The sequence below is a fragment of the Mesorhizobium sp. ES1-6 genome (assembly GCF_020164775.1).
Lineage (GTDB): Bacteria > Pseudomonadota > Alphaproteobacteria > Rhizobiales > Rhizobiaceae > Mesorhizobium.
This window is the reverse complement of the sequence record NZ_JAIUGU010000004.1, coordinates 309,682-332,063: the sequence shown is the minus strand read 5'-3', so window position 1 is coordinate 332,063 and position 22,382 is coordinate 309,682. Positions and strand designations below refer to the sequence as shown.

Below are 22,382 nucleotides of genomic sequence, written 5' to 3'. Positions count from 1 at the left end.
AGGCTCGGTCGCCTATGCCGTTTCGTCCATCCGGTCGCGCAGCATGCTCCAGCCGAGCAGGATGTTGGGCGCGTGCCGCAGCAGGGCGTGGAACGGGATCGGCGCCGGGGGCGCGAACGGCAGCGGCAACTCTTGGGCGTCGGTCCCAGCGGCCCAGTCGGCCAGCACCTTGCCCATCGCCGTGGTCATGGCAATGCCGCGTCCATTGCAGGCGCGGCCGGCGATCAATCCGGGGCCGAGGTCCAGGAGGTGCGGCAGGAAATCCGGCTCGACCGCTGCCATTCCTGACCAACCATAGGCAAGCGGCGGCAAATCAGGCAGGTCGAGGTGCCGGCCAAGCCGTCGCCAGATCGTTTCCGGCACGCGCGTGTCGGCGCCGGCGCCAAGGATATGCATGCCGCCGCTGATCAGCCGGTTGTCGGCATCGAAGCGGAAGGTGAAGAGATTGCGCCTGGTGTCGCCGACGCCTTGCCCCCCGGGAAGCAGACGCGTGCGGATTTCGAGCGGTAGCGGCGCCGTGGCGATCTGGAAAACCTTCAGTGGAATATAGGTTCGCCGCAGCAATGGCTCGAGCGGCCCGCCATAGGCGTTGGTGGCGATCAGGACCCTGGCCGCGCGCACCGATCCCGATGGCGTTTTTAGCGCCCAGCCGCCGGCCACGCGATCGACCGACGTGACGCGTGTCTGCTCGAAGATGTGCGCGCCGGCTTTCTCCGCCGCATCGGCGAGCCCCCGCGCATAGGCGACGGGATTGAGCACGCCGCCTGAACGATCCATCCAGCCGCCGAGATAGCCGCGCGCGCCCGTCAGCGTTTCGACATCCGGCCGATCCAGGGTAACGGCAGGCCGGCCGCGCCGCGCCCATTGTGCGGCCCGTGACTTGACCTTCTCCAGGGCTGCGCGCGAGTGCGCCGGCTGGACCCATCCGTTTTGGACCGCGTCGCAGTCGATGCCGTGCCGCCGGATCAGGCCGAAGACGAGGTCGGCACTGCCGGCGGCAAAATCAATGAGGCGTTCGCCGCGTTCGGGGCCGAGATGCGCGAGGATGCTATCGGGCTCCATCTTGGCGAAGTTCGGTACGACGAAACCGGCATTCCGGCCGGTCGCGCCCCAGGCGATGATTTCGGCTTCGAGAACGGCGACGGAAAGTCCTTTTCCGGCGGCGTGCAGTGCGGTTGAAAGCCCGGAAAAACCGCCGCCGACAATGGCGAGGTCGACATCGAGGTCGCCATTCAGCGCGGGCCGCTCGCGACGATCGCGGCTGACGGCGTGCCAGAGCGAAGCGCCATGCGCCTCCTGCCTGACCACGGCATTCATCCGTTGGAACCGCTTTTGGCCGTGGCGATCCGCTTACGCTTGCCAAGGCGCGTCCGCAGGGGCCTGTCGCCGAACAATCCGTTCGGCCTGATCAGCAGGATGACACAGAGCATGACACCGATGGCGACGATCTGCAGCGAGGCGGCGCGCGCCTGCTGCTCCGGCGGGAAGAACACGCTGGTCAGCGTGCCCGATCCCGCCCATATCGCCCAGACCAGAATGCTGCCGATGACGGCGCCGAGATTGCTGCCGGAGCCGCCGACGATCAGCATGACCCAGACCTGGAAGGTGAGGATCGGCAGGTAATTGTCGGGCGCGGTGAAGCCGGTGAAATGCGCCTGCAGCGCGCCTGCCAGCGCCATGATGGCGCCGCCGACGGCGAAGGCCTGGACGCGGTAGAAACGTGCGCTCTTGCCGAGCGAGATCGCCGCCCGCTCGTCCTCCCGCAGCGCCTTCATCACGCGTCCCCAGGGGCTGCGCGACAGATGCTCCAGGGCGAGATAGGCAATCAGCGTCACCGCGCAGACGACCGCAAGGTTGGACAGGTTGAACAGCAGCGGCGTTTCGGCCAGGCCGCCGAACGGGCGTGGGATGAAACCGATGCCGAATGGTCCGCCGGTCAGTTTCTGCGCGTTGAGTGCGACCAGTTGCACGACGACGGCCACGCCAAAGGTGGTGATCGCGAGATAGTCGGATCTGAGACGCAGCGTGGCCATGCCGGTAAGTGCCGCGGCAATGCCGCCAACCACCATGGCGCCAATCCAGCCGACAAGGATCGGCAGGCCGAAGCCGCCGAGGCGCGTGGGATCGTCCGGCGTCGTCAGAAGGGCCGAGGTGTAGGCGCCGATGGCGACGAAACCGGCGAGGCCGACATTGAACAGGCCGGTCAGCCCCCACTGCAGATTGAGCCCCAGCGTGACCAGCGAGAAGATCAGCGCCGTGGTCAGGAAGAAGGCGCCGTAGCCGACGAGATCGATCATCTTTCCCGAACTCCGAAAAGGCCGATCGGCCGCACGAACAGCACTGCCATCAGGATGATGAAGGAGACGGCGGCGCGCCACTCCGCACCGATCAATTGCACCGCGCCGGCTTCGGCGAGCCCGATGATCAAGCCGCCGAGCACCGCGCCCGGGATGCTGCCGATGCCGCCGAGGATAGCTGCGGCGAACATCGGCAACAGCATGTCGAAGCCCATGAACGGGCGGATCTGTACTAGGACGCCGATCATGACGCCGGCGACGCAGGCAAGCGCGCCACCGATGATCCAGGTGACGCGCACCACGCTGGCGACGTCGATGCCGACGATGCGGGCCAGTGCCGCGTTCTGGCTCAGCGCCTGCATCGAGCGGCCGGTCTGCGTGCGTGTCATCAATAGATGCACGCCGAGCACGAGTGTGGCGGTCAGCAGCAGCAGGGCGATCTGGTCAGGCGTGATGCGGATGCCGAAGCCGACCGGCATGGCGATCTGGATCGCCCGGCTGAAATAGGTCGGCCGGGAGGTGAAGGTGAACTCCAATAGGCTGCGCAGTGCCATCGAGGCGCCGAAACTCGCCATCACCACGATGATCGCCTGCCCCTGCGAGCGCAGCCGCGAAAACAGCACCTTGTCGAGCAGCAGCGCCAGCAGTGCGGTGAACGCCATGCCGACGACCAGGGCAACAAGCAGCGGCCAGCCGAAGGACAGCGGCCCGATCGGCGCCACCTTGCCGAACATCGCGCCGATGGCGCTGACCACGGCCAGCGTCGCATAGGTGCCCCAGGCCATGAAGTCGCCATGGGCGAAGTTGGAGAAACGCAGGATCGAATAGGTGAGCGTCACGCCGATGGCGCCGAGGCCGATCATCGAGCCGCTCAGCAATCCGTCGACGACAAATTGCAGGCTCATGCCGCGCCTCCCTTGTGAACCTGAGGGCGTTGGCCGAGATAGAGTTCGGCGACGACCGGGTCGTTCCACAATTCGGAGGCGATGCCTTCGTGCCGGTCCTTGCCTTCGACCAGGACATAGGCGCGGTCGCCGATGGCAAGTGCCGCCTTGGCGTTCTGCTCGACAAGCAGGATTGTGACGCCGGACTTGCGGATGCCGGCCAGCATCTCGAACACCATCGACACGAATTTCGGCGACAGGCCGGCGGACGGCTCGTCCAGCACCAGCACCTTGGGGTGGACGATCAGCGCACGCGCAACGGCGAGCATTTGCCGCTGGCCCCCCGAAAGATTGCCGGCGGCCGTGCGCCGCTGGCGGACGAGGTCGGGGAAGGCGGCATACATTTCCTCGATGCGGCCGGGAATTTCGCGCCGCTCGAGGATGCCGCAGGCAACCTTGAGATTGTCCTCGACCGACATCAGCGGAAAGATGTTCTCGGTCTGCGGCACGAAGGCGAGGCCAAGCCGCACCATGGTGTGGGCCGGTGCGGCGGTGATATCCCTGCCGTCCAGGAACACCGTGCCGCCGGTGATCGGCACGAGGCCGGCGATCGCCTTGATGAAGCTCGATTTGCCGGCGCCGTTGGGGCCGAGGACGACGACGATCTCACCTTTTCTGACCGTGATCGAGGCGCCGCGCACGATCGGCACGCCGGGCTCGTAGCCGGCTTCCAGGTCGCGGACGTCGAGGACAGTCTCACTCATGCCGCGCCTCCGAGATAAGCCTCGATGACGCGTGGATCGCGGGCGACCTCTTCCGCCGTGCCTTCGCTGAGCAATTGGCCGCTCGCCATCACCAGGACGCGGTGGCAGAGCCGGGTCACCATGTCGATATTGTGCTCGATCAGCAGGAAGGTGATGCCGCGCGCATTGATGTCGCGGATGCGGTCGATGATGACTTCGAGCAGCGTCGCGTTGACGCCCGCCGCCGGTTCGTCGAGCAGGATAATCGCCGGATCGGCCATCATCACCCGGGCAAGTTCGAGCAGCTTGCGCTGGCCTCCGGACAGCACGCGCGCCGGCTCATGCGCGAGGTGGGTGAGGGTGACCAGGTCCAACAGGTCGAGCGCCTTTGTCCGAGCGGCTCTTTCCTGCGCCGCCACCCGCCACGGCGTGACGAAGTTGGCGAGCAGCCTTTCGCCCGCCTGGCCCTGTGCCGCCAGCATGATGTTTTCGATCAGTGTCAGTTTGGGCAGCGGGCGCGGGATCTGGAAGGTGCGGCCGAGCCCTCGGCCGATGCGCAAATGAGCGGCTTCGCCGGAGACGCGCACGCCGTTGAGCATGATATCGCCGCTGGTGGGCAGGATGCTGCCGGCAAGCAGGTCGAACATCGTCGTCTTGCCGGCGCCGTTGGGTCCGATCAGGCCAAGGATTTCGCCTGCCTTGACGTCGAACGAGACATCGTTGACGGCGACAAGGCCGCCGAAACGCCTGACGACGTTCCTTGCCGTCAGGACCGGCGCACGGGTCTCCCACCCTTGCCGTCTGCTTGCCTCGCTCATCAAACCCTCTGGCCGAAGACGATCGTCGCCGTCTCCTGATTTTTGATTTGTGATCACACTTGCTTTGATCACGCTATTCGGCTTTAATTTCCTCCGCAAGCCGAAATCCGGCCAAGAACGGAATCCCATGCAAAAGGCTGCCATCGAAAGGAACAACGAGGCGATCGCGGCCCAGCTTGCGCCGGTTGGCCGCGAAACGGTGCAGGATCGGGTCTATTCCGAACTGCGACGCGCCTTGATCGGCGGCCTGTTCGAGCCAAGCCAGGTGCTGACCATCCGTGGCCTGGCCGATGCGCTGGTTACCTCGACCATGCCGGTGCGCGAGGCGCTCGGCCGGCTGATCACGGAAAAGGCACTGGAGGCGCTGCCCAACCGTTCGGTGCGCGTGCCGCCGATCACGCTGGAACGTCTCGACGATCTCCTGCGGGCCCGCGTCCTGATCGAGGGCGAGGCGATCGCGCTTGCCGCGGCGCGCATGGGGCAGCGCCAGATCACCGCCATCGAAACCATTCTGGCCGAATGGGACGAGATGCGGGCGCTGAAGCACAAGAAGGATGTCGACCGCGAAGTGACGCTCAACCAGAGCTTTCACTTCGAGATCTACCGCTCCTGTGGCTCGGCCGTGCTGATCCCGATGATCGAGAGCCTGTGGCTGCAATCGGGGCCTTGCATCCGCGTCGCCATCTACGCCTTCTCGGAAGCCGGCGAAGTCGACACCGCCCAGTATCACCGCCGCATCGTCGAGGCATTGGCCACGCAGGACGCGCGGGCGGCGCGCGAAGCGCTGGCCGCCGACATCAGCCGGCCCTTCACCTTCCTGCGCAGCAAACTGCAATCCGCCGCCGCGAAAGGCCAGCCATGACCGCCATCAGGATCAGCGAGCCGCGCTCGAAGCTTTCCGTCACGGCGCTGCTGCTGCCCGGGAAGGCGCCGGAAAACGCCGCCTTTCTCACGGCCTATCTCGACACGCCGCGTGTCGTCCCAGGCATCCACGCCATGTGGACGGGACCGGAAATTTCCTGCCCGGTTCCCGCTGCCGATCTTGAAGGCCAAACCTATGCCCACCCGCTGCCGGCGGAGAACGCGACGCTGACGCCGCAGCCGGGCGATATCGTACTGTCCTATGTGCCGCCGCGCATGTGGGGCGGCAATCCAAATGCGATCTTCGACATCGGCCTGTTCTATGGCCAGGGCGCTCGGCTTTTGTTCCCGATCGGCTGGCTGGCTGGCAGCGTGGTGGCGCAGGTCAAGCCCGAGGAGCGCGATCAATTCGCGGCCGCCTGCGGCATCATCCGCCGCAACGGCGCGTGCGACATCACCTTCAGTCTGGCGGAGGCTTGAATGGCTGAACGCGACGACAGTTTCGAACTCTTCGACCTCCGCGTCGAGGCGGTCATCCCGCAGGGCAAACCGATCTATTGCGGCGCCAAATCAGGCGATTATTTCGAGCTCAAGGGTGAGATGCTGTCGATGCCGGCGGGGCAGGGCTTTTCGATCTATTCGCTCGCCGCGGTGCTGCCTCTGCTCGCTGCAAAGCAGCGCCCGACCGACGCCAATGACTGGATGACCTCGGATGCCGAGATCGCCTGTCCCGATCCCAATTGCGGCAGCCGGCTGCGGATCGTCAGGCTGGCCAAGCGACGGTTCAGCCATGCCGAAACCACGGCCGTGCCACTGCCGAAGGAGAATGACCTGACATGACCGCCAGGACCTTCGAACTCGGGCCCGGCTACACGATCTCGCGCGTCATTCGTGGCGGCTGGCAACTGGCCGGCGGGCATGGCGCCATCGATCGTCAGCAGGCTGTGACAGACCTGATCGCCACCTTCGATGCCGGCATCTGGACCTACGATTGCGCCGATATCTACACCGGCGTCGAGGAGCTGATCGGCGCCACGCGCCTGCGGCTGGCCAATGAGCGCGGCCTCGATGCGGCGGCCAAAATGAAGGTGCACACCAAGCTGGTGCCTGATCTGGAACGGCTGGCCAATATCAGCCGCGATTATATCAGGGGCATTGTCGACCAGTCGCTGCGGCGGCTGAAGACCGAGCGGCTCGATCTCGTGCAGTTCCACTGGTGGGACTATGCGATGGCCGGCTATGTCGATGCGATGGGCTGGCTCGACGAGCTTCGGCGCGAGGGCAAGGTGCGCAATCTCGGCACCACCAATTTCGACACGCCGCGCCTCGCCGAAATCCTCGCCGCCGGCATCCCGCTGGTCAGCCAGCAACTGCAATATTCGGTGCTCGACCAGCGCCCCGCGAACAGCCTTGCCGAACTGGCCGCGAAGAACGGCGTCAGCTTCCTCTGCTATGGCTCCGTCGCCGGCGGCTTCCTCAGCGACAAATGGCTCGGCGTGGCCGAACCCGCCACCCCGCTCGAAAACCGCTCGCTGGTCAAGTACAAGCTGATCATCGATGATTTCGGCGGCTGGGACCTGTTCCAGCAACTGCTCCAGGCACTCAAGGCCGTCGGCGGCCGCCACGGCGTCGATATCGCCACGATAGCCAGCGCCTGGGTGCTGGAGCAGCCGCAAGTGGCCGCCGTCATCGTCGGCGCCCGCAACCAGGCGCATGCGCTGGCCAATGTCAAAATCATGGATGTCGTGCTCGACGCCGATGACCGCGCGCGGATTGCCGCCGTCATCGCCCAGGGCAACGGCCTCGAGGGTGACGTCTACACGCTGGAGCGTGACCGCCAGGGCCGCCACGGCTCGATCATGCACTACAATCTGAACGCGGGCCGGGTGTGAAACCATGGACGACAGGCTGTTTTCGCAGGCCAGCGCCGAGATCATCGACCTGCACCGCTTCTTCGTAGACTGGTTCGTCGCGGCGCGCGCCGACAAAGTGGATTTCGGCCGCTTCGAAGCCGTCATGGGCGCAGGCCTGACCATGGTCGCGCCAGGTGGCCAGGTGCTCGACCGCGATGCCGTGATCGACCATGTGCGCTCCAGCCGCGCCACCTGCGACGACGGCTTCGCCATCTCGATCGAGGACATCAAGCCCGGATGGCAGGACGGCGATACGATCGTCGTCCTCTACGTCGAGGCGCAGTCGCGTGGCGGCAAACATAGTCGTCGCCAGTCGAGTGCTGTTTTCACCACCAGTTCATCGGCGCCCAATGGCGTTCAATGGCGGCATCTGCATGAAACCTGGCTGCAGGTGCCGGAACACTGAGACTTTCCAGACGTCAAATCAGTTCGTGTAACTCAAGGGGAACAACAATGAGAAAGACGATACTCCAACTCACCACCGCACTTGCTCTTGTCACGATTGCCGGTGCTGCCCAGGCCGCCGACTGCAAGATCACCGTCGGCCTCGTCATGGAATTGACCGGTCCGGCTGGCGAATACGGCCAGGCCGGCGCCAAGTCGGTCGAAATGGCCTTCCGCGACATCAACGATGCCGGCGGGGTGCGCGGCTGCGATCTCGTCACCGACACGCGCGACAGTCAGAGCCAGGGCAACATCGCGGTCGATGCCGCCACCCAGCTGGTTCAGGTCAAGAAAGTGCCGGTCATCATCGGCGGCATCATCTCCTCGGTGTCGATCCCGATCCTGACCTCGGTCACGGCGCCGGCCAAGATCGTCCAGGTCTCGCCGGCGTCGTCCTCGCCGACGCTGACGACACTCGGCCGCGACGGCAAGACCAACGGCATCTTCTTCCGCACCATCACCTCGGATGCGCTGCAGGGCGTCGCCGCCGCCAAATACGCCGTCGACAAGGGCTTCAAGAAACTGGCGATCATCCACGTCAACAACGACTTCGGCGTCAACATGGTGGCCGAATTCTCGCGTGCCTACAAAGCGCTCGGCGGCACCATCGTCTCCGACACGCCCTACAACGAGAAGCAATCGAGCTATGCCTCCGAGGTCACCGCCGCGATGGGAGGCGAGCCGGACGGGCTTTACCTGGTCAGCACGCCCGTTGACGGCGCCACCATCGCCCGCACCTGGATTTCGCAGGGCGGCGTGCAGAAATTCCTGCTCAATGACGGCATGAACAGCCCCGATTTCATCGAGTCGGTCGGCGCCGACTACCTGAAGGACGCCTATGGCACGTCGTCCGGCACCAGCCCGACCGCCTCGACCGAGTATTTCACAAAGAACTACAAGGCATTCTCCGGCATCGAACCGTCGAACCCGGCGGCCGACCGTTCCTACGATGCCGGCGCCATCGTCGGCCTGGCCATCGCCATTGCCGGCTCCGAGGATCCGGCCAAGATCAAGGATGCCATGTACAAGGCGGTCGACCCTGCCGGCACGCCGATCTATGCCGGCAAGGAGGAGTTCGCCAAGGCGCTCGGCCTGATCAAGGATGGCAAGCCGATCCGTTACGAAGGCGTCATCGGCCCTGTCGCCTTCGACAAATTCGGTGACATCACCGGCCCGTTCCGGCTGTGGAAGATCGCCGACGGCAAGGTGACGACCGATGGCGAAATGACCACCGACGACGTCAACGCGCTGCAGGCCAAGCTTCAGTAAGCCGATATGGTGCTTCCGGCATCGATCTCGCTCGTCGCGATCGGTGCCGGCATCGCCTGGGCCTAGTCAATATTGCTTGCACGGCATGCGATCACGAATAGGATCGGCCGGCTGCAATTCTGGGATGGCGAGCGTGTCGGACGGAAATACTCATCGTGCCATCCGATCGGTGGGTGCTGATGACGCGCCTCGCCACACAGGCGCCTGAGCGCGATGTCGCCTGAAACGGAACGACTTCTGTCTGCTCTCGGCGACCGGCTGGGCGCAGGCGGCATCCTCGCCGGCTCCGACGTCGACCAGCGCTATCGCGACGATCCCGACGGCAAGCTTGGCGCACTTCCCGAAGCCGTGCTGCGGCCGCGCGACACAATTGGTGTCGCGGCTGTCCTTGCCGGGTGCAACGCTGTCGGTCAGTCGGTCGTCGTCCAGGGCGGACGCACCGGCCTGGCCGGCGGCGCCCGCGTCCAGCCGGGCGAGATCGTGCTGTCGCTGGAGCGCATGACCGGCCTTGCCGCGCCAGACATCCAAGCCGCCAGCATCATTGCCGAAGCCGGTGCCACGCTGCAGGCGGTGCAGGAGGCCGCCGACGGCGCCGGGCTGATGTTCGGCGTCGATATCGGCGCGCGCGGCTCCGCCACGGTCGGCGGCAACATCGCCACCAATGCCGGCGGCATCCGCGTGCTGCGCTATGGCATGTACCGGGCGCAGGTGCTGGGGCTGGAGGCGGTGCTTGCCGACGGCAGCGTGCTGACGTCGCTGAAGGGCCTGCCCAAGGACAATTCCGGCTATGATCTAAGCCAGCTCTTCATCGGCGCGGAAGGGACGCTTGGCGTCGTTACGCGCGCCGCGCTCCGGCTTCATCCGAAGCTATCCTCCGAGGTGAACGCCTTCTGCGCGCTGCCCTCGCTCGATGCGGCGATCGCCCTGCTTGGTCTGCTGCGGCAGAAACTCGGTCCGCTTCTGTCCGCCTATGAGGTCAACTTCGCGCCGCTCTATGACCTCATGGTCGCCAGCATGGCCATGCCGGCGCCGCTGCCGGCTGGCGCGCCCGTCTATGTGCTGGCGGAGATCCAGGGCAGCGAGCCGGACCGCGACAGCGAGCGCTTCGCCGAGGTTCTGATGCAGGCGGTCGATGACGGCGTCGTCGACGATGTCGTCGTCTCGCAATCGCCGCGCGAATTCCGCGCGCTCTGGGACGTGCGCGAGGACGCCAATCGTATCCTGTTTGCGATCAAGGGCCTGATCGGTGTCGACATCAGCATCCCGCTGGCGCGCATGGGAGCCTTCCTGCAGGAAGCGGATGCCGCTATCCATGCCGTCGATACCGGCGCCGACATCTATGTCTTCGGCCATCTCGGCGACGGCAACCTGCACTACCAGGTTCTGACGGCGGATCCGGCGGCGGCCTACGGCATCATCTATCGCGGCGTGGCGGCGGCCGGAGGCGGCGTGTCGGCCGAGCACGGCATCGGCCTCGACAAGAAGCAGTGGCTGCACCTGGTACGCAGCGACGCCGAAATCGCCGCGATGCGGCGGCTGAAGACGGCGCTCGATCCGAAGAACATTCTTAACCCGGGACGGGTCTTCGACCTCGGCCCATCGGCTTGAACCTCAATTCCGTTCCGTCGCCATCTGTCTGGGAATGAGAAAACGGGCGGCGAGCACGCACAGCAGCACGGTGAACATGAGGATCAGCGCCACCAGCGCGTTGATGTCGGGCGAGAAGCCAAGCCGCATCATCGCCCACAGCCTGACCGGCAGCGTGCTTTGCGTGCCGGTGACCAGGATGGTGATCATGGTCTCGTCGAAGGACAGCGCGAAGGCCAGGATGGCGCCGCCGACCATCGCGCTCGACAGGTTCGGCAGGATGATGCGCCAGAAGGTCTGCCAGCCGTTGGCGCCGAGATCGTAGGACGCTTCGACCAGCGTGCGGCTCATCGACTGCAGCCGCATCAGCACAGTGCGATAGACGATCGCCAGCACGAACACCGTATGGCCGATGACGACCGTCAGCAACGAGCGTTCGAGGCCGATTTCGCGAAAGAAGATCAGCAGCGCCAGCCCGCTGATGATGGGCGGCATCAGGAAGGGCAGGAAGATGATGAACTGCAGGATCGAACGGCCTGAGCGGCGGCCGTGATAGTAGAGTGCCAGCAGCGTTCCGCTGACCACCGAGAGGATGACGGTGCAGACGCCGACGATCAGCGTGGTGCGCAGAGCGGCCAATATGTCGTCGTTTTCGGCCAGCGCCACATAGGTCGAAAGGGTTGGCGACGACCAGTCGACATTGCCATGTGAAATGATGAAGAACGACGACACGATCGGCACGAACAGCGGGCTGTAGAGCAGCACCGCGACCAACGTCGTGATCGCGGCGAGGAAGATCGTGGAAGGCCGGGGTAGGGCACTCATACCGACGTCCCCCGGCTGCGTCCGAACCGTTCGCCGATGAGAATGGCGGCGATCACCACGATCGCAAGCGCCACCGACAGCGCCGCGCCGAACGGCCAGTTATAGGCCGTGCCGAACTGGCTGTAGAGGATACGCCCGAAGGTGAAGCCGCTGATCCCGCCGACCATCTGCGGCGTCAGGAAATCGCCGATCGCCAGCACGAAGACGAAACTCGCCGCCGAGGCGACGCCGGGCAGGCTGAGCGGCAAGGTGATGCGCAGGAATGTCTGCAGGCCGCTGGCGCCCAGATCGTCGGAGGCGCGCAGCAAGGTCTGCGGGATCCGCTCCAGCGAGAGGAAGATCGGCAGGATGGCGAAGGGGATCAAAAGCAGGCTCAGCGTCAAAAGGATGGCGTTCATGTTGAACACGAACAGCGTCGAAGGCTGATCCAGGATGCCGAGCGCCACCAGCGCCTTGTTGAGGAAGCCGTTGAGGCCGAGGATGCTGCGGATCGCGTAGATCTTGATGACGTAGCTCATCAGCAGCGGCACCAGCAGCAGCATCAGCAAGGCATAGCGCCACCGCCCTTTCAGCGTCGTCAGGAAATAGGCGGCGGGATAGGCGAGAAGGATGCATATGACGGCCACCGACACGCACAGCACGATCGTGTTCCAAAACACCGGCAGAAAGATCGGATCGGTGAAGAACCTGACATAGTTGCCGAGCGTCGGCGCATGGACGATCGTGCCCTGGTCGACGCTGAAGAAGCTGTAGACCAGGAAGATCGCCAGCGGCACGAGGACGAAGACCACTGGCAAGGCGAAGGCCAGCACCGTGATCAGCTGCGACAATCGCCGTTCCGCGGCATGTGTCGACCCGGCTCCGCTCATGCCAGCACCAGATGGCCTTCATGCGGCGCGAACGAAAGCGAGACCGTCTCGCCTGATTTCAAAATACTGCCGTCGATCCGGCTCGGCATGCGCAACCGCAAGCGTTGCGCGGCGTTGTCCTCGCCCGCCATGATCGTGGCGACCGTCGACGAACCGGCAAAGGCCAGGTCGGCGATCGTGCCGGAAAAGCGATTGCCGCCATCATTGGCATCCGCAAGGCGCAAGGCTTCGGGACGGAACGCCGCGAAGGCGCTGGCGCCGTCCGGTGCGGTTTTCAGATGCGGCTGATCGCTGATCGAGCAGACCAGGCGCCCAAGCGCGGTCTCGATGAGCCGCTGCTCGCCCTGCACGGGACCGAGTTCTCCGGCCACCAGATTGTTCTCGCCGAAGAAGCGCGCAACGAACTCGCAATTCGGTTTGTAGTAGAGCTCGTGCGGCGTGCCGAGCTGGCGGATATGGCCGGCCTGCATGACGCAGATCCGGTCGGCCATGCCGATCGCTTCTTCCTGGTCGTGGGTGACGAACAGGAAGGTGGTCTTGATCTCGCGCTGGATGGACTTCAGGAATTCCTGCATCTGCCGCCGCAGTTCGAGATCGAGCGCCGCCAGCGGCTCGTCGAGCAGGATCAGGCGCGGCTGGCAGATCAGCGCCCGGGCGAGCGCGACGCGCTGCCGCTGGCCCCCGGAAAGCTGCGCCGGGAAGCGCTCGGCGAAACGTCCGAGCTGGACCAGTTCGAGGGCTTGCGCGACACGGCGCGCGATCTCCTTGCGCTTGATATGGCGCACCGAAAGCCCGTAGCCGACATTGCCGGAGACGGTCATGTGGGGGAACAGCGCATAGTCCTGGAACACGGTGTTGAACGGCCGCTTGTTGATCGGCATGCGGCTGATGTCCTGGCCGTCCAGCCGGATCTCGCCCGCGGTCAGCGGTTCCAGCCCGCCGATCAACCGCAGCACCGTGGTCTTGCCCGAGCCTGACGGTCCCAGCACGGTGAGGAACTCGCCGTCCCGGATCGATAGGTCGATGTCGTGCAGCACGGGAACCGTGCCGTAGGATTTCGAGACGGACCGCAGCGTCAAGAGGTCGGTGTTCTGGCTCATGGAATAGTCTCGCATACGCCGCGGCGGCCCAGAACGTCCGGACCGCCGGGTCCTTCGAAATCAGGTGCGGAAAGGATCAGGGTGTCGCCTTGACCTCGTTCCACAGATCCGAGCGCTTGAGCGGATCCTCGACATTGTTGAGCCAGACCAGCTTGTCGTTGCCGCCGGCGCTGCTCGACTCGACCACGGTGTTGCCGAAGCCGGTGCGCTCGGAAAGCTCGCCGCCGATCTTCTTGCTCAGCATGAAGTCGATCCACTTCTCGGCCGCCGCATTGTCGCGGACGCCCTTGGAGATCACCCAGTTGTCGAGCCAGGCAAGCGCGCCTTCGCTCGGGTTGACGTAGGCGACATGGGCGCCGATCTTCTGCAACGCCTTGACCTGCTGCTGGCCGTAATTGGCCCAGATCAGGGCGACGTCATTGTTCTGGTAGATCTGCTGCGCCTCGTCGGCGGTGGTGTAGAAGCTCAGCACATTGCGCTTGAGTTCGACCAGCTTGGTCTTGACCGCCGCCATCTGCTCCGCATCGAGGTTGAACGGATCCTTGTAGCCGAGCGTCAGCGCGGTGAACGAGAAATTGTGCTCGCCATTGTCGTAGGCCAGGATCTTGCCCTTGTAGGCCGGATCCCACAGCACCGACATCGAGGTCGGCGCCGGCTTGACCTTGTCGGTGTCGTAGATCAGCCCGATGGAATCGAAGCAGAATGGAATGCCGTAGACCTTGCCGTCCTTGGTGTCGCCGCTGACCTGCGACAGATCGCGGAAGCGCGGCAGCACCTCCTTCTGGTTCGGCAATTTCGTGATGTCGATCGGCGAGACCAGATCGGCCTTGATGTAGCGCTGCAGCTGGGCGGTGTTGACGGCGAAGACATCGAAGTCCTGGCCTTCGCTGCCCTTGATCTTGGCCCAGATCTCGTCATCGCTGCCGATGAAGACGACATCGACGCCAATGCCGGTGGCGGCGGTGAAGTCCTTCACCCAGTCCGGATCGGCGTAACCGTCCCAGGCCAGCACGCGAAGGTTCGCGGCGAGCGCCGCCGATGTCATCAGGCCGATGCCGAGCCCGATCGTCGCCAGTCTCAGAAATGCTTTCTTCAGTCCCATTTTTAATCTCCCATTGTCGTTCTGGTGGACCGCAATTTCCGGGGCTCTTGCCGTCACAGTTGGGTGACGGTGACCAGTCCCTCGTCCGGCGCCGAAACCATCCGGTTGCGCAGTGGCTTGCCGAATGCCGGTGCCTGGATTTCATACTCGTCGCCGGAGGCCGTCTTGATGCCGGAGGCGTAGCTCATCACCGCCGCGCCGAAGAAATAGGCGTGCAGGTCGCCCGCCCTGCGGTGCATCGGGTACCGGAAATGAAAGTGTTCGAGATTGGCGATCGAGTGCGACATGTGCGCTTCGCCCGACAGGAATTCCTGTTCCCAGACGACCGCGCCGTCGCGCAGGATGCGGGAATGGCCGCGCACTTCTTCGGGCAGGTCGCCTACCAAAAGCTCTGGGCCGATCGAGCAGGAGCGCAGCTTGGAGTGGGCGAGGTAAAGGTAGTTCTCGCCCTCGGTCACATGGTCGGAATATTCGTTGCCGAGCGCATAGCCGATGCGGTAGGGGCGGCCATCCGGCCCATTGAGGTAGAGCCCGACGATCTCGGCCTCTTCCGCGCCAGCTTTCGCGAATGCGGGCATCGGCAGGTCGGCGCCAGGCGGAACCACACAGGTACCAACACCCTTGAAGAACCATTCGGGCTGGATGCCGATCTTGCCTGCGCCAGGCTTGCCGCCTTCCAGGCCCATCTTGAAGATCTTCAGCGAATCCGATTCCTCGGCCTCCTCGCCATGTGTCAGCAAGTGCATCTGGTTGCGCGCGGCGGCACTTCCGGTGTGGGTCAGGCCGGTGCCTGTGACCAGGAAGCGCGCCGGCTCCGGATGGTCGACGGGGGCGAGCACGCGGCCATCGCGCAGCAGTTCGTCATAGTCGACCGTCGTGGTGCCGGTCCGCTTCTCGGCCAGCGCCGCGATGGACGTGCCCTGGGCGATCGCTGCTTCGGCGAGCTCCAGCACGCTGCTGGTCTTGTCGAGCGTGTGTAGCCGATTGCCGTCATCGGAAACGCGGCCGACCCGCCTGCCGCCATCGAGCGTTGTGTACTGAACGAGACGCATGAAAAACCTTCTCCTTGAGACCGTACGGATCACACCCAGCCGGCATCGACGATGAACTGCTGGCTCGTGCACATCAGGCTGTCGTCGGCGGCGAGGAACAGCGCCATGCGCGCGATATCGGAAGGCTGCAGCCGGTCGGGCAGGCATTGCCTCTCCGCGATCTGGCGTTCGCCGGCCGGGTTCAGCCACAGCCGTATTTGGCGCTCGGTCATGACCCAGCCAGGCACCATGCAGTTGACGCGGATCCGCTCGGGGCCGAGTTCGCGAGCCAGCGCCCGCGTCATGCCGTAGACAGCGGCTTTGGCGGTGACATAGGCCGGGCAATCGGGATCGCCGACCATCCAGGTGATGGAGCCGAAATTGATGATCGAGCCGCCGCCCAGCGAACTCATTTGCGGGCGCACCGCCTGGGCGGCGAAGAACTGGTGGCGCAGATTGACCGCCATGCGGTCGTCCCAATAGGCTACCGTAACGTCCTTGGTCTGGTGGCGGTCGTCATTGCCGGCATTGTTGCACAGCACCTGGATCGGGCCGTTGTGCTGCATCGCCTGCACGGTTGCCGCCTGCAGCTGCTCGACATTGCGCAGGTCGCAGGCAATGAACAGCGGCGCGGGGTGTCCCTCGGCCGCGATCGCATCGATCAGGCGCCGCGAAGGCTCCTCGGCCAGATCGACGAAGGCAACGCGGCTGCCTTGCGCGCAGAAATGGCGCACCAGGCTTTCGCCGATGCCGCTGCCGCCGCCGGTGATGAACACGCTACGGTCCTTGAGGCTGGGGTAGGTCGCGTAGCTACCGATCTGATCCGTCATCGCGCGCCTCTAATGGGAATGCCGGGGGATACCGGCATCGCGCCGGCCGACGAGAAAGTCGAAGTCGCAGCCCTTGTCGGCCTGCAGCACGCGCTCGACATAGAGGCTCTGGTAGCCGCCCTGCGGCGGCGCCGGCGGCTTCCAGTCACGGCGGCGGATCGCCAGTTCCTCATCCGACACCAAAAGCTCCAGCCGGCGGCCGGCGACGTCGAGCTCGATGATATCGCCGTCACGAACCAGGGCCAGCGTACCGCCGGCCGCGGCCTCGGGCGCCACATGCAGCACGACGGTGCCATAGGCCGTGCCGCTCATGCGCGCGTCCGAAATGCGCACCATGTCGGAGACGCCTTCCCTGAGCAGCTTGGCCGGCAGCGGCATGTTGCCGACCTCGGCCATCCCGGGATAGCCGCGTGGCCCGCAATTTTTCAGCACCATCACCGAGGAGGCATCGATATCCAGTTCCGGATCGTCGATGCGGGCATGGTAGTGCTCGATGTTCTCGAAGACGACGGCCTTGCCGCGATGCTGCATCAACTCCGGGGTCGCGGCCGACGGCTTGATGACGGCGCCATTGGGCGCCAGATTGCCGCGCAGGATCGAAATGCCGCCCTCCTTGGTCAGCGGCTCGCTCAGCGGCCGGATGACCTCACGGTTGTAGTTGGGCGCGCCGTCGATCAGTTCACCGATCGTCTTGGCGCTGACGGTCATGACGTCGCGATGAAGAAGCCCAACTTCATCAAGCGACGCCATGACCGCAGCTAGCCCCCCGGCATAGTAGAAATCTTCCATCAGGAACCGGCCCGACGGCATCAGGTCGACAATGGTCGGGACGTCGCGGCCAAGGCGGTCCCAGTCATCGAGGCCGAGATCGACACCGACCCGGTTGGCGATGGCGATCAGATGCAGCACCGCATTGGTCGAGCCGCCGATCGCGCCATTGACGCGGATGGCATTCTCGAAAGCCTGCCGGGTGAGGATCTGCGCAATCGTGACGTCCCGATGGACCAGATCGACGATCTGCCGTCCGGCCAACTGGGCGAGCACGCCACGGCGCGAATCCACCGCCGGGATCGCGGCATTGTCCGGCATGCCAATGCCGAGCGCTTCCACCATGCTGGCCATGGTCGAAGCGGTGCCCATCGTCATGCAGCTGCCCGCCGACCGGCTCTGGCCCTGCTCGGCGGCGAGGAAGTCGGCGACCGGCATGCGGCCGGCCTTGACCTCCTCGGCGAATTTCCAGACATGCGTGCCCGAGCCGATATCCTGTCCGCGGAACTTGCCGTTGAGCATCGGCCCGCCGGAGACGGCGATGGTCGGCAGGTTGCACGAGGCAGCCCCCATCAGGAGCGCCGGCGTGGTCTTGTCGCAGCCGACAAGCAGGATGACGCCGTCGATCGGATTGCCACGGATGGATTCCTCGACATCCATACTGGCCAGGTTGCGGAACAGCATGGCGGTCGGGCGCATGTTGCTTTCGCCCAGCGACATCACCGGAAACTCCAGCGGCAGGCCGCCGGCCTCGTAGACGCCCCGTTTGACGTGGTCCGCCAGCGCGCGCAGATGCGCATTGCATGGTGTCAGTTCCGACCAGGTGTTGCAGATACCGATCACCGGGCGACCGTCGAAAGCATCCGCGGGAATGCCCTGGTTCTTCATCCAGCTGCGGTGCATGAAGGCGTTCTTGCCTTCACCGCCGAACCAGGCTTCGGACCGCAGTTTGCGTTTGGTCTCGGTCACGATTGCTGGCCCCGGTCGTTGCGGCGTTTGTTGCGGTTCTCGACGCTGCGGCGCACGTCTTCTTCCGCATTGTCGATGAGCACCAGCAGCGCCTTCTGCGCGCCGGCGTCGTCGCCGGCGGCAATCTTCTCGGCGACTTCCCGGTGCAGCGGCAAGGAATGGCGCTGCCCTTCCGGATTGTCGTTGGAGAGGCGAAAGCTCATCACCAATGCGGTCTCCACCAGCGCCGCCAGCGAGCCGATCAACTCGTTGCCGGTCATGCGCAGAATAGTCTGGTGAAACACAAGGTCAGGCTTGGCGAAGCGGTCGCCGTCGTCGACAACCGCCTCCATCTCGGCCAACGCCGCATGGATATCGGCGATCTGCGCCGGCGTCGCGCGCTGCGCGGCAAGGGCCGCCGACATCGGCTCGATGGCGCGGCGCAATTCGAACAGCGCCCGCACATCCTCGGCGCTGACACCGCCGGCATAGCGCCAGGACAGGACGTCGGGGTCGAGGAAATTCCAGTCGGAGCGCGGACGCACCCGCGTGCCGGTCTTCGGTCGCGATTCGACCAGCCCCTTGCCCGCCAGCACCTTGATGGCCTCGCGCAGCACCGTGCGGCTGACGCCCAGCATCTCGCTGGAATCGTCGGCATTGGGCAGCGCCTCGCCGGGCAGGAAATCGCCCTGCACGATGCGCAAGCCGATCTGCTCGACGACGGTGGCGTGCAGCGCCGTGGAGCCGCTGGAAACCGCCACCGCGACCCTTGAGGTGCGAGCCGTGCTGAACGTTTTGGTATTCTTCATACTATTCATATGATATGTCTTATAGCCGTGGCACTTGGAGTCAAGGGATCGGAGAGAGCCAATGACAAAGAATTCCGCCGTGGCCGTCTCGCAGGAGACGGAGCTGCTCTCGATCAGTGACGGCATCGCGACGGTCGACATTGCTCCAGCCGCTGGCGGAGCGCTGGCGTCTTATCGCTGGTGGCCAAATGGCACTGCCGTGGATTGGCTGCGGCCCGCCGATCCGGCGGCGATCAGCCGTCGCGATGCCGGCGCCATGGCCTGCTTTCCGCTCGTGCCCTACTCCAACCGTATCAGAGGTGGCCGCTTCGAATTCGCGGGGCGTTCCATCCAATTGCCCAGCCAGCCTGACGATCCACATCATGAGCACGGCCATGGCTGGCGTCACCCATGGAGCGTCGTGAGCCACCAAGCCAGCGCGATCGTCCTGCGCTACCGCCATGCCGCCGATTCCTGGCCATGGAGCTATGAAGCCGAGCAAGCGATCTCGCTGGCCGATGGCAGGCTTTGCATGACCATTGCGGTGCGCAACCTGTCGGACGCGCCGATGCCCGTCGGCTTCGGCCTCCATCCCTATTTCCCGTCGACACCGTGGACGCATGTCCAGGCCCGGGTGTCAGGCATGTGGGAAACCGATGCGGAGGTCCTGCCTGTCCGGCATGTCCAGCCGCCTGCCGGGGCCGATCCATCCATCGGCTTTGACGTGTCGGAAGTGGACTTCGACACGATCTTCACCGGATGGGCGCGCCGCGCCCGGATTTCTTGGCCGGAGCAGGGGCGGGAGTTGAACATAGAGGCGGAGGCGCCGCTCGATTGTCTCGTCCTCTACACGCCGCCGGGCGAGCCGTTCTTTTGCGCCGAGCCGGTCAGCAACATCACCGATGCTTTCAACCGGATGGATGACGAGCAGATCGAAACCGGCTGCATCGTGCTGGCGCCCGGTCAGATAACATCCGCCAGCGTTCGCTTCACGCCGTCACTGGGTGTTTGAGCCTCGGCAGCCCGAAGCTGGGTCAGAACGGATAGTGCTGGCCCGGATCTTCGATCGTCACCCAGCGCAGGTCAGTGAATTCCGCGATCGAGGCTTTGCCGCCGAAGCGGCCATAGCCGGAGCCCTTGACGCCGCCGAACGGCATCTGCGCCTCATCGCCGACCGTCGGTCCGTTGATGTGGCAGATGCCGGCCTCGATACGGGCGGCGACCGCCATCGCACGTTTGATGTCGCGGCTGAAGACGGCTGACGACAGGCCATATTCGGTGTCGTTGGCGACCCGCACGGCCTCATCCTCGCCCTTCACCCGGATCACCGGCTTGACCGGCCCGAAGGATTCTTCCGAATAGACGCGCATCGCCGGTGTCACGTGGTCGAGCAGCGTTGCCTCGACCACGGTGCCCGTACGCTTGCCGCCGGCGACAAGCTTGGCGCCTTTGGCCACCGCATCGGCAACGAGTTCCTCCATCTTGTCAGCCGCCTGGCTGCTGATCAGCGAGCCCAGCACGACATGACCGCGCGGGTCGCCCGCCGGCAGCTGCGAGGCGCGGGCGGCGAGCTTGGCGACGAACTCGTCGGCGATCCCTTCGTCGACGATCAGCCGCTCGGTCGACATGCAGATCTGGCCCTGATGCATGAAAGCGCCGAAGGTCGCGGCGTTAACAGCCGCGTCGATGTCGGCATCGTCCAGCACCAAAAGCGGCGCCTTGCCGCCGAGTTCGAGCAGCGCCGGCTTGAGGTGCCGGCCGGCGAGCTCGGCGATGATCCGGCCGACCTTGGTCGAGCCGGTGAAGTTGACGCGCTTAACCGCGGGATGCGCGACCAGCGCCTCGACGATACCGGCGGCGTCCCTGGGGTCGTTGGTGACGACATTGATGACGCCCTTGGGCAGGCCCGCCTCGACCAGCACCTGGCCGATCAGCCGGTGCGTCCCGGGGCACATTTCGGAGGCTTTCAGCACCACCGTGTTGCCGCAGGCGATCGGCATGGCGATGGCGCGGGTACCGAGAATGACCGGCGCATTCCATGGCGCGATGCCGAGACAGACGCCAGCCGGCTGGCGGATCGCCATGGCCAGCGTCCCCGGCTTGTCGGAGGGGATGATCTCACCAGAAATCTGCGTCGTCATGGCGGCCGCCTCGCGCAGCATGTTGGCCGCCAGCATGACGTTGAAGCCGGCCCAGGGGCCGGTCGCACCTGTCTCTTCCATCATCAGCCTGGTGAATTCGCCGACTTTCGACGCCATGACGTCGGCCGCCTTGGAGAGCAGTGCGCGGCGCTCGCCAGGCCCGGTCTTCGACCAGGCGGGAAAGGCAGCGGCGGCCGCGTCGACGGCGCTGTTGGCATCGGCGATGCTTGCCGCCGCCGCGCGCGTCGCCAATTTGCCGGTGAACGGGTCCATGCGCTCGTAGGAAGCCTTGCCTGTTGCCGCCTTTTCGTCGCCGTTGATCAGAAGTCCGATATCCATTGTTCTTTCCCTCGCTCTCGATGGAGCTTCTCAGGATGTTGGAAGCCGAGCACTTCGGCATTGATCGATGCTTCGAGGCCACCGTCAACCGGCACATTGGCGCCGTTGACCCAGCGCGCGCCATCCGAGCACAGGAACAGCACGACGGGCGCGATATCGCCCGATGTGCCGGCACGCCCGACCCGGGCGATGTCGCTGTCGACGCGGGCATCGCCGAGCACGCCGCGGAACTGTTTCAGGATAGGCGTCTCGACCGGACCGGGGCTCACCGCATTGACGCGGATGCCTCGGCGCCTGAACAGCTCCTGATGCGCGGCGCGCATGGTCCACAAGAGCAGCAACTCCTTGGAGACGGGATAGCCTTCCTCGTTCCTGACCGCGTGGTCGGCGACCACTTTGGCGATATCGGGAAAACCCCCGATGCCGACCATCGAGGCGGCGCGGTTGAGGTTGGCGCGCCAGCCATAACCGGCGATCGAGGCGACGTTGACGATGGCGCCGCCTTCGCGAAGTCTCGGCGCAAGCCCTTCCGAGAGCGCCCGCAGCCCGAAGAAGTTGACGGCCAGCGTCGAGGCCGCACCGGTGTTGCCGGAGAGGCCGGCGACATTGCAGAGTGCATCGATGCGCTGCGGCAGGCGCGCGATGAGCTCATCGACGCCCGCTTTGGACGAGATGTCGGCCTTGACGAAACTGTCGACCGGTGCGGCCGGCTCGCGTACATCGACGCCGATCACGTCGGCGCCGAGCTGGCCGGCGAGTTCCGCCGTCCGCGCGCCGATGCCGGAGGCAACGCCGGTAATGAGAATCGTCTTGCCGAAAAGCATG

Annotated in this window: 22 protein-coding genes and 1 pseudogene; 8 read left to right on the top strand and 15 right to left on the bottom strand. The window is 65.1% G+C overall.

What is annotated here, in order from left to right; all coding sequences use genetic code 11:
• Positions 1 to 12 precede the first annotated feature (12 nt).
• The 5 genes from LB564_RS13620 to LB564_RS13600 are packed head-to-tail and all read right to left on the bottom strand — an operon-like array spanning position 13 to position 4,742.
• Positions 13 to 1,317: an NAD(P)/FAD-dependent oxidoreductase gene (locus tag LB564_RS13620; RefSeq protein ID WP_224538408.1), complete on the bottom strand. Its 1,305-nt coding sequence runs from the start codon at positions 1,315 to 1,317 to the stop codon at positions 13 to 15.
• A complete protein-coding gene (locus LB564_RS13615) occupies positions 1,314 to 2,297 on the bottom strand; it encodes a branched-chain amino acid ABC transporter permease (RefSeq protein WP_224538405.1) in 984 nt (327 codons plus the stop codon). The genes LB564_RS13620 and LB564_RS13615 overlap by 4 nt, the downstream gene beginning before the upstream one ends.
• Positions 2,294 to 3,202 (bottom strand): branched-chain amino acid ABC transporter permease, encoded by a 909-nt coding sequence (locus tag LB564_RS13610; RefSeq protein ID WP_224538403.1) that lies wholly within the window; start codon positions 3,200 to 3,202, stop codon positions 2,294 to 2,296. Before LB564_RS13610 ends, LB564_RS13615 begins: the two co-directional genes overlap by 4 nt.
• On the bottom strand, positions 3,199 to 3,945 hold the full coding sequence (locus tag LB564_RS13605) for an ABC transporter ATP-binding protein (RefSeq protein WP_224538401.1): 747 nt from the start codon (positions 3,943 to 3,945) through the stop codon (positions 3,199 to 3,201). The genes LB564_RS13610 and LB564_RS13605 overlap by 4 nt, the downstream gene beginning before the upstream one ends.
• Positions 3,942 to 4,742: an ABC transporter ATP-binding protein gene (locus tag LB564_RS13600; protein WP_224538400.1), complete on the bottom strand. Its 801-nt coding sequence runs from the start codon at positions 4,740 to 4,742 to the stop codon at positions 3,942 to 3,944. Before LB564_RS13600 ends, LB564_RS13605 begins: the two co-directional genes overlap by 4 nt.
• 127 nt (positions 4,743 to 4,869) lie before the next feature.
• Here LB564_RS13600 and LB564_RS13595 point away from each other — a divergent pair, with 127 nt between their 5' ends.
• The 7 genes from LB564_RS13595 (at position 4,870) to LB564_RS13565 (ending at position 10,837) form a co-directional block, all read left to right on the top strand.
• A complete protein-coding gene (locus tag LB564_RS13595) occupies positions 4,870 to 5,604 on the top strand; it encodes a GntR family transcriptional regulator (protein WP_224538398.1) in 735 nt (244 codons plus the stop codon).
• Positions 5,601 to 6,083 (top strand): DUF3830 family protein, encoded by a 483-nt coding sequence (locus tag LB564_RS13590; protein WP_224538396.1) that lies wholly within the window; start codon positions 5,601 to 5,603, stop codon positions 6,081 to 6,083. Before LB564_RS13595 ends, LB564_RS13590 begins: the two co-directional genes overlap by 4 nt.
• The gene (locus LB564_RS13585) at positions 6,084 to 6,443 is read left to right on the top strand and encodes a TIGR04076 family protein (protein ID WP_224538394.1); all 360 of its coding nucleotides are present in this window, start codon (positions 6,084 to 6,086) and stop codon (positions 6,441 to 6,443) included. It begins immediately after the preceding gene.
• Positions 6,440 to 7,495, top strand: a complete 1,056-nt coding sequence (locus tag LB564_RS13580; RefSeq protein ID WP_224538392.1) for an aldo/keto reductase — start codon at positions 6,440 to 6,442, stop codon at positions 7,493 to 7,495. The genes LB564_RS13585 and LB564_RS13580 overlap by 4 nt, the downstream gene beginning before the upstream one ends.
• A 4-nt stretch (positions 7,496 to 7,499) precedes the next feature.
• On the top strand, positions 7,500 to 7,922 hold the full coding sequence (locus tag LB564_RS13575) for a DUF4440 domain-containing protein (protein WP_224538389.1): 423 nt from the start codon (positions 7,500 to 7,502) through the stop codon (positions 7,920 to 7,922).
• Between the two features lie 47 nt (positions 7,923 to 7,969).
• A complete protein-coding gene (locus LB564_RS13570) occupies positions 7,970 to 9,229 on the top strand; it encodes an ABC transporter substrate-binding protein (protein WP_140705413.1) in 1,260 nt (419 codons plus the stop codon).
• A gap of 213 nt (positions 9,230 to 9,442) precedes the next feature.
• Positions 9,443 to 10,837 carry an FAD-binding oxidoreductase gene (locus LB564_RS13565; protein WP_224538387.1) on the top strand — a complete coding sequence of 465 codons (1,395 nt, stop codon included), beginning with the start codon at positions 9,443 to 9,445 and terminating at the stop codon, positions 10,835 to 10,837.
• A gap of 3 nt (positions 10,838 to 10,840) precedes the next feature.
• Here LB564_RS13565 and LB564_RS13560 read toward each other — a convergent pair whose 3' ends face one another.
• The 8 genes from LB564_RS13560 to LB564_RS13525 all read right to left on the bottom strand — a co-directional run bounded on the left by LB564_RS13560 (position 10,841) and on the right by LB564_RS13525 (position 19,098).
• Entirely contained in the window at positions 10,841 to 11,641 is an 801-nt protein-coding gene (locus tag LB564_RS13560; protein ID WP_224538385.1) for an ABC transporter permease, read from the bottom strand.
• Positions 11,638 to 12,471, bottom strand: coding sequence for an ABC transporter permease (locus LB564_RS13555; protein WP_224538383.1), 834 nt, complete (start codon positions 12,469 to 12,471; stop codon positions 11,638 to 11,640). Before LB564_RS13555 ends, LB564_RS13560 begins: the two co-directional genes overlap by 4 nt.
• A gap of 35 nt (positions 12,472 to 12,506) precedes the next feature.
• Positions 12,507 to 13,610 carry an ABC transporter ATP-binding protein gene (locus LB564_RS13550; protein WP_224538381.1) on the bottom strand — a complete coding sequence of 368 codons (1,104 nt, stop codon included), beginning with the start codon at positions 13,608 to 13,610 and terminating at the stop codon, positions 12,507 to 12,509.
• Positions 13,611 to 13,686: 76 nt separating this feature from the next.
• Positions 13,687 to 14,712: an ABC transporter substrate-binding protein gene (locus LB564_RS13545; protein WP_224538379.1), complete on the bottom strand. Its 1,026-nt coding sequence runs from the start codon at positions 14,710 to 14,712 to the stop codon at positions 13,687 to 13,689.
• A 53-nt stretch (positions 14,713 to 14,765) separates the two neighbouring features.
• The gene (gene araD1, locus LB564_RS13540) at positions 14,766 to 15,764 is read right to left on the bottom strand and encodes an AraD1 family protein (protein WP_224538377.1); all 999 of its coding nucleotides are present in this window, start codon (positions 15,762 to 15,764) and stop codon (positions 14,766 to 14,768) included.
• A 29-nt stretch (positions 15,765 to 15,793) separates the two neighbouring features.
• A complete protein-coding gene (locus LB564_RS13535; protein WP_224538375.1) occupies positions 15,794 to 16,573 on the bottom strand; it encodes an SDR family NAD(P)-dependent oxidoreductase in 780 nt (259 codons plus the stop codon).
• 9 nt (positions 16,574 to 16,582) lie between these two features.
• Entirely contained in the window at positions 16,583 to 18,310 is a 1,728-nt protein-coding gene (locus LB564_RS13530) for an IlvD/Edd family dehydratase (protein WP_224538373.1), read from the bottom strand.
• Positions 18,307 to 19,098: a FadR/GntR family transcriptional regulator gene (locus LB564_RS13525; protein ID WP_224538370.1), complete on the bottom strand. Its 792-nt coding sequence runs from the start codon at positions 19,096 to 19,098 to the stop codon at positions 18,307 to 18,309. Before LB564_RS13525 ends, LB564_RS13530 begins: the two co-directional genes overlap by 4 nt.
• Positions 19,099 to 19,159: 61 nt before the next feature.
• Here LB564_RS13525 and LB564_RS13520 point away from each other — a divergent pair, with 61 nt between their 5' ends.
• Entirely contained in the window at positions 19,160 to 20,089 is a 930-nt protein-coding gene (locus LB564_RS13520; RefSeq protein ID WP_224538368.1) for an aldose 1-epimerase, read from the top strand.
• A gap of 22 nt (positions 20,090 to 20,111) precedes the next feature.
• On the opposite strand, the gene LB564_RS13515 is transcribed toward LB564_RS13520, so the two are convergent.
• Both LB564_RS13515 and LB564_RS13510 read right to left on the bottom strand, forming a co-directional pair.
• Positions 20,112 to 21,557, bottom strand: coding sequence for an aldehyde dehydrogenase (locus LB564_RS13515; protein ID WP_224538366.1), 1,446 nt, complete (start codon positions 21,555 to 21,557; stop codon positions 20,112 to 20,114).
• A 41-nt stretch (positions 21,558 to 21,598) separates the two neighbouring features.
• Positions 21,599 to 22,381: pseudogene (locus LB564_RS13510) on the bottom strand (coniferyl-alcohol dehydrogenase); the annotation flags it as partial.
• Between the last annotated feature and the right edge of the window lies 1 nt (position 22,382).

What these genes read in the sequence shown, in the direction of transcription:
- LB564_RS13620 (WP_224538408.1), bottom strand. Translation starts at nt 1,317, where the DNA reads ATGAATGCCGTGGTCAGGCAGGAGGCGCATGGCGCTTCGCTCTGGCAC.
- LB564_RS13615 (WP_224538405.1), bottom strand. Translation starts at nt 2,297, where the DNA reads ATGATCGATCTCGTCGGCTACGGCGCCTTCTTCCTGACCACGGCGCTG.
- LB564_RS13610 (WP_224538403.1), bottom strand. Translation starts at nt 3,202, where the DNA reads ATGAGCCTGCAATTTGTCGTCGACGGATTGCTGAGCGGCTCGATGATC.
- LB564_RS13605 (WP_224538401.1), bottom strand. Translation starts at nt 3,945, where the DNA reads ATGAGTGAGACTGTCCTCGACGTCCGCGACCTGGAAGCCGGCTACGAG.
- LB564_RS13600 (WP_224538400.1), bottom strand. Translation starts at nt 4,742, where the DNA reads ATGAGCGAGGCAAGCAGACGGCAAGGGTGGGAGACCCGTGCGCCGGTC.
- LB564_RS13595 (WP_224538398.1), top strand. Translation starts at nt 4,870, where the DNA reads ATGCAAAAGGCTGCCATCGAAAGGAACAACGAGGCGATCGCGGCCCAG.
- LB564_RS13590 (WP_224538396.1), top strand. Translation starts at nt 5,601, where the DNA reads ATGACCGCCATCAGGATCAGCGAGCCGCGCTCGAAGCTTTCCGTCACG.
- LB564_RS13585 (WP_224538394.1), top strand. Translation starts at nt 6,084, where the DNA reads ATGGCTGAACGCGACGACAGTTTCGAACTCTTCGACCTCCGCGTCGAG.
- LB564_RS13580 (WP_224538392.1), top strand. Translation starts at nt 6,440, where the DNA reads ATGACCGCCAGGACCTTCGAACTCGGGCCCGGCTACACGATCTCGCGC.
- LB564_RS13575 (WP_224538389.1), top strand. Translation starts at nt 7,500, where the DNA reads ATGGACGACAGGCTGTTTTCGCAGGCCAGCGCCGAGATCATCGACCTG.
- LB564_RS13570 (WP_140705413.1), top strand. Translation starts at nt 7,970, where the DNA reads ATGAGAAAGACGATACTCCAACTCACCACCGCACTTGCTCTTGTCACG.
- LB564_RS13565 (WP_224538387.1), top strand. Translation starts at nt 9,443, where the DNA reads ATGTCGCCTGAAACGGAACGACTTCTGTCTGCTCTCGGCGACCGGCTG.
- LB564_RS13560 (WP_224538385.1), bottom strand. Translation starts at nt 11,641, where the DNA reads ATGAGTGCCCTACCCCGGCCTTCCACGATCTTCCTCGCCGCGATCACG.
- LB564_RS13550 (WP_224538381.1), bottom strand. Translation starts at nt 13,610, where the DNA reads ATGAGCCAGAACACCGACCTCTTGACGCTGCGGTCCGTCTCGAAATCC.
- LB564_RS13545 (WP_224538379.1), bottom strand. Translation starts at nt 14,712, where the DNA reads ATGGGACTGAAGAAAGCATTTCTGAGACTGGCGACGATCGGGCTCGGC.
- araD1 (WP_224538377.1), bottom strand. Translation starts at nt 15,764, where the DNA reads ATGCGTCTCGTTCAGTACACAACGCTCGATGGCGGCAGGCGGGTCGGC.
- LB564_RS13535 (WP_224538375.1), bottom strand. Translation starts at nt 16,573, where the DNA reads ATGACGGATCAGATCGGTAGCTACGCGACCTACCCCAGCCTCAAGGAC.
- LB564_RS13525 (WP_224538370.1), bottom strand. Translation starts at nt 19,098, where the DNA reads ATGAAGAATACCAAAACGTTCAGCACGGCTCGCACCTCAAGGGTCGCG.
- LB564_RS13520 (WP_224538368.1), top strand. Translation starts at nt 19,160, where the DNA reads ATGACAAAGAATTCCGCCGTGGCCGTCTCGCAGGAGACGGAGCTGCTC.
- LB564_RS13515 (WP_224538366.1), bottom strand. Translation starts at nt 21,557, where the DNA reads ATGGATATCGGACTTCTGATCAACGGCGACGAAAAGGCGGCAACAGGC.